This window comes from Phormidesmis sp. 146-12 (assembly GCF_052939495.1).
The window spans coordinates 1-14,152 of sequence record NZ_JBJPHS010000053.1; the positions used below are offsets into that span (position 1 = coordinate 1).

Genomic DNA, 14,152 nt, shown 5'->3' on the forward strand with positions numbered 1-14,152 from the left:
GGGGGCGAAAAGATGGACACTTCCCACAGATTCATCCCTCCAATCAGCAACGCCTTCTCAAATCTTTTGTAGATAGAGAACTGTAAACAACATCCCTCTCGAATCACTTTAGGCAAATTAGATTGAACTCTAAACGCTGAAAAGTCACTCTAGCAATCTGTTCAGCATTCGCGCTTCTACTCTCTTGAGGGAACAGAAGCAGATTGTGAATGCTAAGACGCTCACTGAGAAAAGGTTACGCTGCTTTTCAGTAATTTTGCTTCGTCTAGAGTGAGACTGACACTAGAGGAATAGGAATATCCTCTCAAACGGTCTTCAAAGCAGCGATCGTATTCAACGTCTCAGCCCATCAAGATTTCTTATTCTTCTTGCCCTTCTTCTTGGCTTTTTTGTCCTTCTTGCTTTTCTTATCCTTCTTATCCTTCTTGTCTTTTTTGTCAGACTTGAGAGGATTGATGGTATCTACTGCCTCCTTAACAGTATCAACCACTCCCGTAAGGTTCACATCTTCAAGTTTCATGATCGGATTTTCCTCAGTCGTTGCAGATTGTTGAGTTGAGTTTTGAACTACTTCTTTGAGCGCATCTACCACAACGGGGATTGCAGACGGGATTGCGGGCACAACGTCTTGTACCAAAGACTGAATGCTATCTTTAGCAATCGTTGCTGTATTCTCAAGGCTGTCGGTTGCTATCATTGATGCATTCTCAACAGCGTGATTGTGAGCGTGTGAATGGCTCTGATCAACGGGGACAGTGGAATTTACATTGGTGTGACTTTTGTCATGCTTTGAAGCGCTTTTGTGTGCAATTCGCTCGATCGCCGCTTCGACTACCGTCCCAATCACCGCACCTGCGATCGCAGTCCCCACCTGCCGCATATTTGGGCCAAGAACGCCCCTCTCTGAAGTCGCTTTTGATAACTTCTGATCCTTGTTTTTTGATTTTTTCTTAGCCATCTACTTTATATTCAAAGAGTGTTTCAATTTTTGAGAAACTTGAGTCTAGCGAATCATTTTCACTTTGATATCTGCACCAAGGAGAATGTGTGATGCATTCAGGTGTCTCCCTCTTGATTGCTGACAGATTGAACCTGCGATCGCTCCTCCCCGTCTAACTAAGATCTACGTAAACGGATCAAGCAGACAGATCCTCAGACGAGTTCAAAATCCAATACCCTATAGGGAGTTAAATCGGGTGAATGGCATGAAGTTCAAGTTTAAGGTGCCAAAGTGGGTGCTGGGGCTTCTAGCGGTGGGGCTACTGTCAGGAGTCAGCTACGTCGCCTATGGGCAAATCACTCAGGCAAACAAGCAGCAAGCCAGACGCAACGTGCAAACCGCCACAGCAGAACGGCTTACGGTGCCTGTGACCATTTCTGCAAATGGAACGGTACAGCCAGAACGATCGGTGAATATGAGTCCCAAAAACTCCGGCGTACTCAAACAACTGCTCGTTAAGGAGGGCGATCGCGTCACTGCGGGTCAGGTGCTTGCTTACATGGATTCCTCCAATCTTCAAGGACAGCAGACTCAGGCTCAGGCTCAATTAGCATCGGCGCAAGCAAATTTGGACAAACTTCTAGCAGGCAATCGTCCTCAAGAAGTCGCGCAAGCTCAGGCTCAATTAGCATCGGCTCAGGCAAACTTGGACAAACTTCTGGCGGGCAATCGTCCTCAAGAAGTCGCTCAGGCGCAAGCAGAATTGACCTCGGCGCAAGCCAGTTTGCAGCAGGCCAGCCTCACCTTTAACCAAAATCAGCAGCTTTATGCAGCAGGTGCCCTTTCCCAACGCGAATTTGACACCTCTCGCACTGCCTACAACACTGCCAGAGCACAGGTCGAACAAGCCAAACAAGGATTAAACTTGCAGCAGGTGGGGTCTCGTCCCGAAGATATTGCCACCGCCCGCGCCCAAGTCGAACAGGCTAAACAGGCGCTCAGTTTACAAAAATCTGGCTCCCGCGAGGAAGATATCGCCACGGCCCGCGCTCAAGTGATGAATGCGAAAGGCGCGTTGCAAACGGTGCAGTCACAGCTAAACGATACCGTTATTCGCGCTCCCTTTAATGGGGTAATCACGCGCAAATTTGCCGATCCGGGTGCGTTTGTGACTCCGACGACTTCGGGCAGTTCGGTTTCGTCGGCGACTTCTTCTTCGATTTTGTCTCTGGCTTCGACCAATCAGATTGTGGCTAAAGTGCCCGAAAGCAGCATTTCTAAAATCAAAGTGGGAATGGATGTCACGATCGCCGCCGATGCCTTCCCCGGTCAGTCGTTTTCAGGAAAAGTCAGGCAGGTCGCGACGCAATCGACGGTCGAACAAAATGTCACCTTTTTTGAAGTCAAAATGTCGCTGGATGATCCCAAAAATCAACTGCAAGCGGGGATGAATGTCAGCGTAAATTTCAAGGTCGGCACTTTGGACAATGCGCTGGTAATTCCCACGGTGGCGATCGTGCGACAAGAACAGGGAACGGGGGTTTTGCTGGCGGGTGGGGACAATTCTACTTCGGGAGAATCGGGCGGCAATCGGCGATCGAAGTTTCAACCCATCACGACAGGTGCCTCATTTGAAGATAAAACCGTCGTCGTTTCGGGGCTAAAAGCAGGTGACAAAGTGCTACTGAGCTTTCCTCAAGGCGAGCGGCCAGCCTCGCGAACGCCTTCCGTGATTCCTGGAATGGGCGGCGGTTCTCCGGGTGGGTCGGGCGGCAGCAGACGAGGAGGCAGCTAATGGGCATGATTGAAAAAATTGCACCGATTCGACCGACCAAGATTTCCTTAATGGAAGTTTTGACAATGGCAGTGGAAGCGCTGTGGAGTAACCGACTACGAACCGGTTTGACCATGCTGGGTGTCGTGATTGGTATCGCTTCGGTGATTACAGTAACGTCCGTTGGGCAGGGCGTGCAGAAAGCAACCGAACAGCAGATTCAAGCTTTGGGAACGAATGTGATGCTGGTGTTGGCAGGCGTTGCGAGAACGGGCGGCATTAGTCAAGGGTCGGGCACTGCAAGTACGTTGACCTGGGAAGACTCACAAGCGATCGCCCGACAAGTTCCCGCGGCAGAGTCGGTGACGGCTTATTTGCAGCGAGGCGGCCAGGTCGTATACGGCGATCAAAACGAATCGACTTCAATTTTGGGCGTGGAGTTAAATTATCCCAACGTCAAAGAAATCTATCCTCAAGAAGGGCAGTTTTTCACACAACAAGATTTGGACAATGCAAGTTCGGTCGTCGTTTTGGGCAGCAAAGTGCGGAGTGATTTGTTTCCACCGGGTGCCCCTGCGATCGGAGAAACGGTGCGGGTGCAAAATGGTCGCTATACCGTGATCGGCGTGATGGAGGCAAAGGGATCGGTGGGCGGACAAGATCAAGACGATCGGGTGTATGTTCCCTTAACCAATATGTCGTCTCAACTGGTGGGCAATACGTCGGTAAATGGTCAAGCGATCAGTGGGTTTTGGCTCAAAGCCAAGGATCAGGCACAGCTAGAAGCGGCGCAGTTTCAAGTGACGAACTTACTGAGAATTCGCCACAACATCTATCCCCCCAAACCGGACGACTTTCGCATCAGCAACCAAGTGGACATCATCAACACTTTTAGCAACATTGTGGGCTTGTTTACCGTGATGGTCAGTGCGATCGCCGGAATTTCTCTCGTCGTCGGCGGCATCGGAATTGCTAACATCATGCTCGTTTCAGTCGTCGAACGAACTCGTGAAATTGGCATTCGCAAAGCGATCGGAGCCACCAACAGCGCTGTTCTCAATCAGTTTCTTACCGAAGCCATTCTCGTTTCTTTACTGGGTGGAGCGGCAGGCGTGGCGATCGGAATTGGTTTAGCATTCGCCGCCTCATCGCTATTTAGCTTTCCGTTTGTGATTTCGGTGGGGTCGATCGTCGCAGGTATTGTTCTCGCACTCACCGTTGGACTGATTGCAGGCGTAATTCCGGCTCGAAATGCGGCTCGACTTGACCCGATCGCCGCCCTGAGAAGTGATTAGGATCGGGAAATAACATTATCTTGTTCTCAAAGTAATTAAACTGATGGCAACAATGATTTGGATGGAGAACATCACCAAAACTTACCGACTGGGTGAAGTCGATGTTCCTGTGTTAAAGGGCATTGATCTTGACATTCAAGAAGGTGAATATGTGGCGATTATGGGTATGTCAGGATCAGGTAAATCGACATTGATGAATATTATTGGTTGTCTCGATCGCGCCACAGACGGCCACTATATTCTTGAAGGCCGAAACTTGACGACGCTAGAAAATGATGAGTTGGCTTACATTCGCAATCAGCGCATTGGCTTTGTGTTTCAACAGTTCAATTTGCTGCCGCGTGCGACGGCTTTAGAGAATGTCATGTTGCCAATGGTGTATGCAGGCATTCCCAAATCTGAGCGGCGGCGTAAAGCACAAGAAGCGCTGTCTCGTGTCGGTTTGGCAGAACGGCTCTCCAATCGTCCCAGTCAACTATCTGGAGGACAACAGCAACGAGTCGCGATCGCCCGTGCCTTGGTCAACCGTCCCGCTCTCGTACTAGCTGATGAACCGACTGGCGCGCTCGACACCCAAACGTCTGAAGAAGTCATGTCCCTGCTCACCGATTTGAACAATCAAGGGATTACGATCGTCATTGTCACCCACGAACCCGATGTCGCCGCCCAGACTAGTCGCACCATTCACGTTAAAGATGGGCTGGTGGTATAGGGGTAAGTGCAAGGCGATCGGTTACTCAGAAAGTTGTTAGCTGTCTCAATCTACTGGAGTAAATATGGCTGAAATGGATAGTATCTTTAAAGCCAATGGCACGGATGAAGTTTATTGCGCTATTAAAGACGAGATAAATTCTCATTGCCAAGAAGCCAAGATCTTTGTTGAACAGCTTTGGGGAAAGACACATGAATATCTTGATTCAGATATTTTGAAAGAGCTACCAGTTCAGTTTCATCAGCGTTTCTGGGAAATTTATCTGGCAGCATCGTTGCTTGAAGCAGGTTTGAACCTTCAACGTAGTAGTAGTCGAGACGGCCCAGACATTTGTATCAATGCTGATGATGGCTCAAAAATATGGATAGAAGCTGTCACAGCCTCTCCAGGACAAGGAAATGATGCCGTTCAAGAAGCAGAACTTGGCACTGTAAGATCTGTCCCCGACGACCAAATCAAGCTTCGGTTATTGAATGCATTTGCTGAAAAAAGTAGGAAGCACAAACGCTATAGAGAGAAGAATTGGGTTAGCTCAGAAGAACCGTACATCATTGCTATCAATGCGGCTCAAGTGCCTTCAGCAAGTCGTGAACTTGAAATCCCCAGAATCGTCAGATCTCTTTTGCCTTTTGGATTTCAAGTTTTGCATTTGAGTAGAGAGACTCTAGAAGTAACCGAAACCAGCTACGAGTATCAAGGGGAAGTCATTAAAATATCTGGTGTGGAAATAGAGACTACTTCCTTTCTGAATCCTGAACATTCTGGAATAAGCGCCGTTATTTATTCATGTGTAGATGCTTTCAATTATCCAACAGAGGTTAGCAGGGCACTCTTACTGTTTCATAACCCTCTAGCTACGGCTCCATTGCCGTTAGGCTTCATAAAGAAAGGCTACGAATATTGGGTCAATGAACATCTCAAAAACAAAAACTGGAATCAAGAATCGTCAGTGTGAGTCCCGACAGCTAACAACTGCGCTGGATTAGAACGTACAAATTGGTCGGTTGAGTTGCCAAGGTTTATCTGCGTCCGGTGATCTCGAACGTTCTGTTGCCTGCATTATTGAGTAGGAGTGCAGGCAAAAGTTTATGATTGAGTTGAAATCGCGACTGAGTTCACACAATAGAGAAAACTTTTATCTGTTATTTTCCCCTATGTCTATTACTACTGAAGCCCTCAAACAAGATTTAGATCAACTGACTCCTGAGCAACTTCAACAAGTGGCTGATTTCATTGCTTTTCTGAAGTTTCGCGATCAGCGTCACCGTCAGGCCATCCTCGACCCAAAACAACTGGCTGCCCTATTTACAGAGTTTTCTGACGAAGACCGCGCTCTTGCCGAAGCAGGCATGAATGACTATGCAGCAATGCTCAGTCAGGAAGACTAAATATGAGCAACCTGCTTAAACGAGGTGAAATCTGGCTGGCCGATCTCAATCCGACTCAAGGTTCTGAGCAAGCAGGCATTCGCCCCGTCATCATCTTTCAAAATGACCTTGTTTCTCAATTCTCAAGCACGACTATTGCCATTCCCCTCACGACCAACCAACGTCGCGCCGCCCTGCCCATATGCTTACTGATCAAACAAGGTGATGGCGGACTCAGCCAAGATTCTGTTGCCCTGTGTTTTCAAATGCGGGTGCTGGACAAAACTCGTATGATTCGCAGGCTTGGGCAACTGAGTTTAGAAGTCATTGTTTCCTTGGAAGAAGTGGTTTTGCTAACTTTAGGATATGACTCGTAAGATAACTACAACGCTGCTAAGACTTCTCTTGATGCTGCAATTTGACTGGCGCTAAACCCCGCTTCGTCTAGATATTTGAGAAAGTCACGATCGCCATATCGTCCGTCTTGAGCGATCGCACTTGTGACAACTACGGAGGGATGATTCTCCAAAAAGTGGCTACACCACGGCATATCCAGTATGTGATCGAATCTCAGGGGAGTGAAAAGCCAGCACAATCTGGTCTTGGGGAATGCCTGCGGCAACAAGATCTTCAGTGATGCCGCGATCGATACCATCGTGATGCATCCAGAGTTTGCCATTGCGAATTTCAGCATGGAAAATCAAGCTATGAATCCGTTTTTTACCTTCCCAGCCTTCATTGACCACCATAAAATGGTTCTGGTCTTCGCTGACGATGACGGTACTGGTGACGTGATCGGGCTTGCTCATAATCAGTGCGTGTTCTGACAATAATTTGTGCAGGATGTTGCGATAGCTGTTTAGCTTATCCATTGGGTAATAACCTCCTGAATTTCATCAAAAATCAAAACTTTAATATGACGTTTTCTCATCAGAATTTGCACAATTGGTTCAGAAAAAAAGTAAGATACACTTCCTCTCGAACCGCGAGGTAGAGAATACGCTCTGGATAGTCTTCAGCAATGATGTCTTCGTAAAGAACGTATTGCCCAAGGGCATTTTCTAAATCCCTGACGGGCGATGCACTAATAAAGCTTTTCACTTCTACAGCAATCTTTTGACTACCACGATCGGCAATCAGCAATTTCTCTGCACCCAGGTCAATATAGAGATCCCGCTCACCAATTGCTAGAGTCAAAGGGTCGTCGGTAATCGTCCAGCCATCTTTGATCAAGGCAGTTTTCACCGTGTTGTGATAAAGGTCTTTGGCAGGCATAGAGCAGAACTGAGTTGCTCTTCTTATTGTAAATCGATTTTAAGAATAGCCGAGCGCGCAGCCATTTCTAGAAAAACCTTGCAGTGTATACAACTCTGCATTCCATCAAGTGAGAATATGGAATGCGCTACAAAGCTGCTAAGACTTCTCTGGATACGGCAATTTGACTTGCGCTAAACCCCGCTTCGTCTAGATATTTGAGAAAGTCGCGATCACCATATCGTCCGTCTTGAGCGATCGCTTGCTGATAGGCTTGTTGTGCAAGTTTGCGTTCTCCATTGCTCCAGTGAGCGATCGCTAGAGCCACCCAGGGATGAGGATTGTTGGGTTCCAATTCAGCGGCTCGTTTTGCAGACGCGATCGCCCAATCATAAGCCTTTAGTCGCCAAAACGCCAAGCTCAGATTGTAGGGAGCAATTTCATTTTGAGGTGCCAGGAACGATGCCCAGGTGTGAGTTATGACCGCATCAGGCAATCGATCGCTCACCAGATAGACAATTCCCAACGCATTGAAGGTCTGAACATCAAAGGGATTGAAGGCGATCGTTTGTTCCAACATCGCGGCGGCTTCTGAATCTCGCTTTGCTAAATGCAGCGTCCATCCCAGACTAACGCGACCTGAAACATTGGCTGGCTCCAGTTCAACCGCTTTTTGGAGAGATGCGATCGCCGTCGCAAGTTGCCCTTGTTCTCGAAGCTGAAGCCCGCGATCGCGATACTGCACCGCCGTCATAGACAACAGAGGTCTAGGGTTGAAAACACCACTCAACAGCACCGAGATCAGAAGCCCACAAATCTGAGAAGCGCGCATCATTTTGCCTGAATCACATCTGAATTTTAAGCACTTCTCACGTCTCTTGGCATCTGGTTGACCTCGTTAAATCTTCCAATCTGCCAATAGCCAGCGCTTTCCCAATTCAAGGTTGATCGCTTCTGACAATCAACAAATCGCCTCAATCATAACTTTGAAACGATTGGCTGCCGCCCCTTGCTCCTTCCAACCTTTGGCGTTTAGACATATCGTTGCAATTAACTATACCTTCAGCTACCTCCCAGGTATAGGCTCTACGTTGTAATAGAGAGCATATGCATTTTCAATAGCGGGAACAATTTCGACAACTTCAAAATACGTTCCCCAGAATAACGTTTCGCGAAGCTCCTCAACGAGAAATTGGTAATCCTTAACTTCGGATGCTTCCCACATCAAAACGTCGGTAAAGTGTCCAGAAAATGCTTCGGAATCAAAGAATCGCAGTTTCACAAACGGGTATTTTTTGAGAAGCGGTGAAATGACCGTTTCAAGAAACTTAAATCGCTCCTTTGCAGAAAGTTGTAGCCAGGCTGTCGTCGTCTTGACCAGCATGAAATAGGTATAATTCAGCGCTTTTGATGGGGTTGTCATACAGTCTCCTGATTCATGAATTAGTAGAAATTTGGCATCGTTGTAGTGCCTGACCCTGGATGAAATGGCTGTCAACGATCTCAGGAACATCTGTGCAAGTCAAATGACCATACAGAAACCGCTTGGGAATGAACAGCCGTCGTAATTTCAGCCGAAGTTTTGTGGGTAGCCAGGAAAACTCGTTCCGGCTGGGCTGGTAAACTAACGCGATCGCTCCAGATTCACACTGATCTAAACATCCCGATCTCCGAACTTCGACGCGATCGCCTAATTGCCGCTTTTGAATTTCATCTTGGAAGGCTTGGTAGATTTCTAGTGCATCTGCGTTGCAGCAACAACCTTTTGGATCATTTGCCGAGCGCTGCTTTGTACAAACGAAAATGCGGTGCTGGGGTGACTTCATAACGTCTCGCTCAAATATGAGGGATTGCTCGTATGATATGAGTTATTACTCGTGTTCGCCAACTCGCATTTGATTGAGGTGCTTTGATGCCGCGAAAACATTCTACAATTCCTCGCAAACTGCCGCAGCAAGACCGTTCTCGAATGACAGTTGAAGCGATATTAGAGGCAACCGCTCACATTTTGACCGAGGAAGGCTACGACAAAGCCAACACAAACCGCATTGCAGAACGTGCAGGAATCAGTATCGGCTCCTTGTATCAATACTTTCCAAATCGGGAATCGTTGATGGCTGCCCTAGTGGAACAACACTCCGATGAAATCGCCAGATTAGTCGAATCAAAACCAAACCATTTGTCTGACGCACCCTTGGAGATTGCTATCCCTAAACTTGTGAAAGCAGTTATTGCGGCTCATGCGATCAATCCACGTCTCCATCAGGTTTTAAATGAGGAAATTCCCCGTTCAGAACGATTGCAGCAAATGCAAAAGGCGGATGAACACATCACAGAATTGTTGAAAACCTATCTTGCCCGGTGGAGCGATCTTGAAGAGATACCTACAATGGGCCATTTTTATCCCCAAAATATTGAGATGACAGTTTTCATCATGAGTCGCACAGTTGAAGCTTTGTGCCATTCAGCCGTCATTGAGCATCCAGGCTTTATAAACGATGGACGGTTTGAACAAGAAGTTTCTAATCTTTTACTACTCTACTTAACGCGATCGCCGCCTCTAAGTTCTTAACAAAACGTCAGTTCGATGAACTTCTTCGCTTCTCGCTCTTCGAGATACTCGCAAGGGGTTGCAGATCCGAGAAGGCTCCTACATCCTATAAAAGTGAGTGATGGTTGTCTAATTCCTAATTCTAAGCAGTGCTTAGAGCAATCATTGTCACTGACTTAACGATTGTGGACAGAATCCCTGGCAATTAATGTTAGCTTCGCAAGAGCCTTCGGAGGGCATCTATGATTCGTGCAGGAAGTCTATTGAAGTTATGCTGGCTGTGCTGACATTTCGGGCGTTGCGATTAGTTTGCCGTCTTCCATGTAGACAATACGATCGGCAATGTCCAAAATCCGATTGTCGTGCGTCACCATTAGAATTGTGCAACCTTGTTCCTTGGCCAGCTTTTGCATGATGTTGACGACATCGCGACCCGATTGTTTGTCCAAGGCGGCAGTTGGTTCGTCAGCTAATACAATCTGTGGATGACTGACCAGGGCACGCGCGATCGCGACTCGTTGTTTTTGCCCACCCGAAAGATTGTCAGGATAATATTGAGTTCGCGCTTCTAAACCAACTAGCTCTAACATTCTGACTGCTCGATCGCGCCTCTCATGACGCGGGAAAGCCCCATGCATTTCTAGCCCCATCATCACATTCTCTTGGGCTGTAAGGCTCCCATGTAGATTGTGCGCTTGAAAGATATAGCCACACGATCGCCGCGCCTTGACTGCAATGTTTTTGGCGGCACCCACTAGCTCGGTATTGAGAATTCGCAGGCTACCAGACTGGGGCGATCGTAAGCCACCCATCAATGAGAGCAGCGTCGTTTTACCGGAGCCTGATGGCCCTGTGAGGATTACAATTTCACCCGCAGCAATCGCTAAATTAACCTCAAATAGGGCTTGCTTACGAAGGTCACCTTTGCCGAAGAAGTGATCTAGATTTTCAACGGCGATCGCAGGCTGCACTCCATTCAGAATTAGGTTCATAGCTCCTCCTAGAAAATATCGGCTGGGTCAGCGGACTGAATTTTGCGGGTTGCAATCATCCCAGACACACTACACATCACCATCGTCAGAAAGAAAACAAAGGCAAGCCGTGAAAATGTCATCGAAATCGGTAGCGCCGCCGCGCTTTGAATTAACGCATACTGTCCCAACGCCAAGCCTAATCCTGGAATAAATCCCAACATTGCAAGTAAGATCGCTTCCTCAAATACAATGAGAAGTAGATAGCGATCGCGGTAGCCCATCGCCTTAAAGGTGGCATATTCTCCCATGTGTTCATTGACATCGGTCGAAAGGATCTGAAACACAATCACAGTTCCCACGACAAATGCCATAACGGTTCCAAACGTAAAGACAATGCCGATCGGGGTGTTCTTTTCCCAGTAGGCTTGCTCAAACGTGACAAATTCTTGTTTGGTAGATGCGATCGTATCAGCAGGCAAAATCGCTTTGATCTGAGATAGCACCTGGTTGGGATCGTGACCCGGCTGCACTTTGATCAACCCTAAAGTGATCTGTCCTGCGCCCTGTTGAGGAAAGAAGCGCAAGAAGTTTTCTTGACTGGTGATCAGCGTGCCATCTGTCGCAAAGGAGGCTCCCAAAGAGAACAAACCAGCAATTTGAATGGTGCGACGATCGATTTCTGTTTTGACTGTCTGCCCTTTTTTGACTTGAGCAACGACTTCGGCGTAGTCTCCACGAGTGTTGCGATCGAACAAAAACGTATCGGGTTGCTTGAGCTTATCTAGATTTCGATTGACTTCATCAAAGGTAAAGGCGGGACGTTCTAGATTTTGACCGACTAACGTAAGCTGAGTTTTGCGACGAGTTTGCGGATTTTTCCACACCCCATTCGCGACGTAAAGTGCCTCTGCGGACTCCACCCCCGGCAAATCCTTAATCTGAAATAAACGACGACGCGGCAATGTATTGGCTAAGTTCAAATTGCGATATTGGGCACTGCGAATCACAATGTCAGCATCGATTCCACGGTTGAGCAATGTGTTGCTGTCAAACAAGGCCGCCTGAATTCCTAACTGAGCAAACATCAACAGATCAGCGAATCCAATCCCGGCGATCGCGACCATCAGCCGTCCTTTATTCTTCTTTAGTTGCAGCCAGCCCAGGGGTGTGCGGTCTTGCCAAAATCTAAGTTTAGACAGGCGAGGTTGAGGGGTCTCCGGTTGATGCGGTTTTGGTTGGGTCAACGTCATTGTTGAATCTCTCCTGTCACCTGCAAGTTCGTTAATCCGACGACTTTCTGGGCAGAGTCTCTATCTAGTTGCACCCGGACTTCGACCACACGCGCATCAATGTTGGCAGAAGTATCTGAGTTCACCACATTCTGACGCTTCACTTTCGCACCAATTTCGATGACGCTGCCCAAAAGTGGCGCTGTGAGACTATCGGCAAACAGTTTGGTTAGTTGCCCCAGTCTGATCTTGCGAATGTCTGTCTCATAAACTTCAAGAAGGGCGGTCATTTGACGGGTGCGCCCCAGTTCCACGATGCCATCACTCGAAACTAGCTCACCGGGACGAGTGTGAATATCCAGAACAACACCATTTTGAGGAGCGCGAACGGTTGCCAAATCGAGTTGGGCCTTGGCTTGTTGGACGGCAGCGATCGCCCGATCGACCTGTGACTGTGCTGCTTCGACATCAACGGGGCGCACTTCGGCAATGCGATCGAGGGTGGCTTTGGCGGCGGTGAGTTCGGGTGATCGTGTGGTTTGAATTCGATTTAACACGGCCTGGGCTTCTTGTAGGTTGCGCTGTGCGGTCTTTAGCGTCAAAGCTTTGCTATCTCGCAGAGAAGCGGATGTAGCACCCTGCTGATAGAGAACCTCATAGCGCTGGGTTTCTGTTTGGGCGTTTTGCAATTCTGCTTGAAGTCGATCGACCGTCGCACTCTGGGCTTCAAGATCTCCCTGTCGCTGGGCTTCTAACCGAACAATCTCGGCTTGTTGAGCAGTCACTTCACCTTGTTTAGCGCCAGCTTTGACTACGGCTAGATTTGACTGGACAACGTTTACCTGTTGCTGGGCTTCTTGAAGGGCGGCTTGGAGGCGATCGCGATTATCCAACACGGCGATCGCTTGTCCCGCTTTAACGCTATCTCCCTGTTTGACTAGAAGTTGTTCAACGCGACTAGAGCCACCAGAAGCGTTGGGTGCAGAAAGTTTGATCACTCTGCCTTGAGGTTCGAGGTAGCCCAAAGCGGTGACGGTTGGCTGTTGGGGAGCAGCCTTTTCGACGGGTTGAGCGGTCTGAGCAGAGGAACGGGCGCTTTTACGCCAACGCGTAAAAGCGCCCGTTCCGCCTAATAAAATCACAGCGGCGATTCCCAAAAGCTTCCAGGACGGGAGCCGCTTTCGGTCGATCGTGGGACTCTGCATGGTGCTTGCCTCGTGGTGTAGAGTTTAACTAAACGGTTTAGTTAAGTAAGATTTGCTATTAAACTAAACCATTTAGTAAAATTGTGTCAAGTCCAATTTTTGATCTGATCGATGGAACCGTCCCAGTCTGCTAATTCTGCCCGTCAGCGATCGCCCGAAAAAACGGCTGCCATCTTAGAAGGGGCAATGCGTGTCTTTCTCAAACAAGGCTATGTGGGCACCACAATGGATCGGGTGGCGATCGCCGCAGGGGTGTCTAAGCCAACGCTCTACAGCCACTTTCAAGACAAAGAAGGATTGTTTAATGCTTTGACCGCGCAATGGGTGCAAAAGACGCAATGGGCAAGCTGTCCTCATGATTTACTCAAGTCTCAAGAGTCGCCTCAAGTCGTACTGCGTCAGTTGGCCAACAGTATTTTAGATAGCTGCATCAACAATTCTGAAAAAATTACGTTTATCCGATTGGTGTTGGGCGAGTCGGGTCGATTTCCAGAACTCGGAAGAGCCTTTGTACAACACATGGATAAGCCGATCCTGAATGCCCTGACTCAGTATCTAACAGATTGTCCAGACTTGAATCTAGCTGATCCTGCCGCCGTTGCTCATATGTTTATGGGGACATTGATTTTTCTGCTGATTACTCAGGAGATGTTGCATAGTGGGGATATTGTGCCAATGGATCGCGATCGACTCGTCGATAATTTGATTAACCTGATCACTTGAATGAGTTGAGCAAACTAAGAATCGTCGATCGTGCGCGATGTGCAACTCTGAATTCATATACATCCTGTTCTGAAGTAGGGCCGATTCGTTGTAACTAGAGAAAATCTAAAAGCTCCAAGCCTTCGTTT

18 protein-coding genes are annotated in these 14,152 nt (G+C 48.0%); 8 read left to right on the top strand and 10 right to left on the bottom strand.

The window, feature by feature from the left end; genetic code table 11:
• Positions 1 to 349: 349 nt before the first annotated feature.
• Entirely contained in the window at positions 350 to 958 is a 609-nt protein-coding gene (locus tag ACKFKF_RS20660) for a hypothetical protein (RefSeq protein WP_446869458.1), read from the bottom strand.
• Between the two features lie 247 nt (positions 959 to 1,205).
• Between ACKFKF_RS20660 and ACKFKF_RS20665 the strand changes: the two genes are divergently transcribed.
• From ACKFKF_RS20665 to ACKFKF_RS20690, 6 genes are all read left to right on the top strand, one after another.
• Complete coding sequence (locus tag ACKFKF_RS20665) at positions 1,206 to 2,735, top strand: efflux RND transporter periplasmic adaptor subunit (protein WP_446869459.1); 1,530 nt, start codon at positions 1,206 to 1,208, stop codon at positions 2,733 to 2,735.
• Positions 2,735 to 4,009 (top strand): ABC transporter permease, encoded by a 1,275-nt coding sequence (locus tag ACKFKF_RS20670; protein ID WP_446869460.1) that lies wholly within the window; start codon positions 2,735 to 2,737, stop codon positions 4,007 to 4,009. Before ACKFKF_RS20665 ends, ACKFKF_RS20670 begins: the two co-directional genes overlap by 1 nt.
• A gap of 43 nt (positions 4,010 to 4,052) precedes the next feature.
• Positions 4,053 to 4,721, top strand: a complete 669-nt coding sequence (locus ACKFKF_RS20675; RefSeq protein WP_446859215.1) for an ABC transporter ATP-binding protein — start codon at positions 4,053 to 4,055, stop codon at positions 4,719 to 4,721.
• Positions 4,722 to 4,785: 64 nt separating this feature from the next.
• Entirely contained in the window at positions 4,786 to 5,676 is an 891-nt protein-coding gene (locus tag ACKFKF_RS20680; RefSeq protein ID WP_446869461.1) for a hypothetical protein, read from the top strand.
• A 199-nt stretch (positions 5,677 to 5,875) separates the two neighbouring features.
• The gene (locus ACKFKF_RS20685; RefSeq protein ID WP_446869462.1) at positions 5,876 to 6,109 is read left to right on the top strand and encodes a hypothetical protein; all 234 of its coding nucleotides are present in this window, start codon (positions 5,876 to 5,878) and stop codon (positions 6,107 to 6,109) included.
• 2 nt (positions 6,110 to 6,111) lie between these two features.
• Positions 6,112 to 6,465 carry a type II toxin-antitoxin system PemK/MazF family toxin gene (locus tag ACKFKF_RS20690; protein ID WP_446859220.1) on the top strand — a complete coding sequence of 118 codons (354 nt, stop codon included), beginning with the start codon at positions 6,112 to 6,114 and terminating at the stop codon, positions 6,463 to 6,465.
• Positions 6,466 to 6,470: 5 nt separating this feature from the next.
• On the opposite strand, the gene ACKFKF_RS20695 is transcribed toward ACKFKF_RS20690, so the two are convergent.
• The 6 genes from ACKFKF_RS20695 to ACKFKF_RS20720 form a co-directional block, all read right to left on the bottom strand.
• The gene (locus ACKFKF_RS20695; protein WP_446869463.1) at positions 6,471 to 6,638 is read right to left on the bottom strand and encodes a hypothetical protein; all 168 of its coding nucleotides are present in this window, start codon (positions 6,636 to 6,638) and stop codon (positions 6,471 to 6,473) included.
• Entirely contained in the window at positions 6,625 to 6,960 is a 336-nt protein-coding gene (locus tag ACKFKF_RS20700) for an element excision factor XisI family protein (RefSeq protein WP_446869464.1), read from the bottom strand. Before ACKFKF_RS20700 ends, ACKFKF_RS20695 begins: the two co-directional genes overlap by 14 nt.
• Before the next feature lie 58 nt (positions 6,961 to 7,018).
• Complete coding sequence (locus ACKFKF_RS20705; RefSeq protein WP_446869465.1) at positions 7,019 to 7,363, bottom strand: XisH family protein; 345 nt, start codon at positions 7,361 to 7,363, stop codon at positions 7,019 to 7,021.
• Between the two features lie 127 nt (positions 7,364 to 7,490).
• Entirely contained in the window at positions 7,491 to 8,174 is a 684-nt protein-coding gene (locus ACKFKF_RS20710) for a tetratricopeptide repeat protein (RefSeq protein ID WP_446869466.1), read from the bottom strand.
• A gap of 234 nt (positions 8,175 to 8,408) precedes the next feature.
• Entirely contained in the window at positions 8,409 to 8,765 is a 357-nt protein-coding gene (locus tag ACKFKF_RS20715; protein WP_446869467.1) for a darcynin family protein, read from the bottom strand.
• Positions 8,766 to 8,778: 13 nt separating this feature from the next.
• Positions 8,779 to 9,168, bottom strand: a complete 390-nt coding sequence (locus ACKFKF_RS20720) for a (2Fe-2S) ferredoxin domain-containing protein (RefSeq protein WP_446869468.1) — start codon at positions 9,166 to 9,168, stop codon at positions 8,779 to 8,781.
• A gap of 86 nt (positions 9,169 to 9,254) precedes the next feature.
• On the opposite strand from ACKFKF_RS20720, the gene ACKFKF_RS20725 reads away from it, so the two are divergent.
• Complete coding sequence (locus ACKFKF_RS20725) at positions 9,255 to 9,914, top strand: TetR/AcrR family transcriptional regulator (protein ID WP_446869469.1); 660 nt, start codon at positions 9,255 to 9,257, stop codon at positions 9,912 to 9,914.
• Positions 9,915 to 10,162: 248 nt separating this feature from the next.
• Here ACKFKF_RS20725 and ACKFKF_RS20730 read toward each other — a convergent pair whose 3' ends face one another.
• From ACKFKF_RS20730 to ACKFKF_RS20740, 3 genes are read right to left on the bottom strand one after another with little or no spacing between them, the layout of a single operon-like run.
• Complete coding sequence (locus tag ACKFKF_RS20730; RefSeq protein ID WP_446869470.1) at positions 10,163 to 10,885, bottom strand: DevA family ABC transporter ATP-binding protein; 723 nt, start codon at positions 10,883 to 10,885, stop codon at positions 10,163 to 10,165.
• Between the two features lie 8 nt (positions 10,886 to 10,893).
• Positions 10,894 to 12,117, bottom strand: coding sequence for an ABC transporter permease DevC (gene devC, locus ACKFKF_RS20735; RefSeq protein WP_446869472.1), 1,224 nt, complete (start codon positions 12,115 to 12,117; stop codon positions 10,894 to 10,896).
• On the bottom strand, positions 12,114 to 13,301 hold the full coding sequence (locus ACKFKF_RS20740; protein WP_446869473.1) for an HlyD family efflux transporter periplasmic adaptor subunit: 1,188 nt from the start codon (positions 13,299 to 13,301) through the stop codon (positions 12,114 to 12,116). Before ACKFKF_RS20740 ends, devC begins: the two co-directional genes overlap by 4 nt.
• Positions 13,302 to 13,412: 111 nt before the next feature.
• Here ACKFKF_RS20740 and ACKFKF_RS20745 point away from each other — a divergent pair, with 111 nt between their 5' ends.
• The gene (locus ACKFKF_RS20745) at positions 13,413 to 14,024 is read left to right on the top strand and encodes a TetR/AcrR family transcriptional regulator (protein WP_446869474.1); all 612 of its coding nucleotides are present in this window, start codon (positions 13,413 to 13,415) and stop codon (positions 14,022 to 14,024) included.
• Positions 14,025 to 14,152 lie beyond the last annotated feature (128 nt).

Excerpts from the sequence above, each read along its gene's own strand:
- ACKFKF_RS20660 (WP_446869458.1), bottom strand. The coding sequence starts at position 958 with ATGGCTAAGAAAAAATCAAAAAACAAGGATCAGAAGTTATCAAAAGCG.
- ACKFKF_RS20665 (WP_446869459.1), top strand. The coding sequence starts at position 1,206 with ATGAAGTTCAAGTTTAAGGTGCCAAAGTGGGTGCTGGGGCTTCTAGCG.
- ACKFKF_RS20670 (WP_446869460.1), top strand. The coding sequence starts at position 2,735 with ATGGGCATGATTGAAAAAATTGCACCGATTCGACCGACCAAGATTTCC.
- ACKFKF_RS20675 (WP_446859215.1), top strand. The coding sequence starts at position 4,053 with ATGGCAACAATGATTTGGATGGAGAACATCACCAAAACTTACCGACTG.
- ACKFKF_RS20680 (WP_446869461.1), top strand. The coding sequence starts at position 4,786 with ATGGCTGAAATGGATAGTATCTTTAAAGCCAATGGCACGGATGAAGTT.
- ACKFKF_RS20685 (WP_446869462.1), top strand. The coding sequence starts at position 5,876 with ATGTCTATTACTACTGAAGCCCTCAAACAAGATTTAGATCAACTGACT.
- ACKFKF_RS20690 (WP_446859220.1), top strand. The coding sequence starts at position 6,112 with ATGAGCAACCTGCTTAAACGAGGTGAAATCTGGCTGGCCGATCTCAAT.
- ACKFKF_RS20695 (WP_446869463.1), bottom strand. The coding sequence starts at position 6,638 with ATGCCGTGGTGTAGCCACTTTTTGGAGAATCATCCCTCCGTAGTTGTC.
- ACKFKF_RS20700 (WP_446869464.1), bottom strand. The coding sequence starts at position 6,960 with ATGGATAAGCTAAACAGCTATCGCAACATCCTGCACAAATTATTGTCA.
- ACKFKF_RS20705 (WP_446869465.1), bottom strand. The coding sequence starts at position 7,363 with ATGCCTGCCAAAGACCTTTATCACAACACGGTGAAAACTGCCTTGATC.
- ACKFKF_RS20710 (WP_446869466.1), bottom strand. The coding sequence starts at position 8,174 with ATGCGCGCTTCTCAGATTTGTGGGCTTCTGATCTCGGTGCTGTTGAGT.
- ACKFKF_RS20715 (WP_446869467.1), bottom strand. The coding sequence starts at position 8,765 with ATGACAACCCCATCAAAAGCGCTGAATTATACCTATTTCATGCTGGTC.
- ACKFKF_RS20720 (WP_446869468.1), bottom strand. The coding sequence starts at position 9,168 with ATGAAGTCACCCCAGCACCGCATTTTCGTTTGTACAAAGCAGCGCTCG.
- ACKFKF_RS20725 (WP_446869469.1), top strand. The coding sequence starts at position 9,255 with ATGCCGCGAAAACATTCTACAATTCCTCGCAAACTGCCGCAGCAAGAC.
- ACKFKF_RS20730 (WP_446869470.1), bottom strand. The coding sequence starts at position 10,885 with ATGAACCTAATTCTGAATGGAGTGCAGCCTGCGATCGCCGTTGAAAAT.
- devC (WP_446869472.1), bottom strand. The coding sequence starts at position 12,117 with ATGACGTTGACCCAACCAAAACCGCATCAACCGGAGACCCCTCAACCT.
- ACKFKF_RS20740 (WP_446869473.1), bottom strand. The coding sequence starts at position 13,301 with ATGCAGAGTCCCACGATCGACCGAAAGCGGCTCCCGTCCTGGAAGCTT.
- ACKFKF_RS20745 (WP_446869474.1), top strand. The coding sequence starts at position 13,413 with ATGGAACCGTCCCAGTCTGCTAATTCTGCCCGTCAGCGATCGCCCGAA.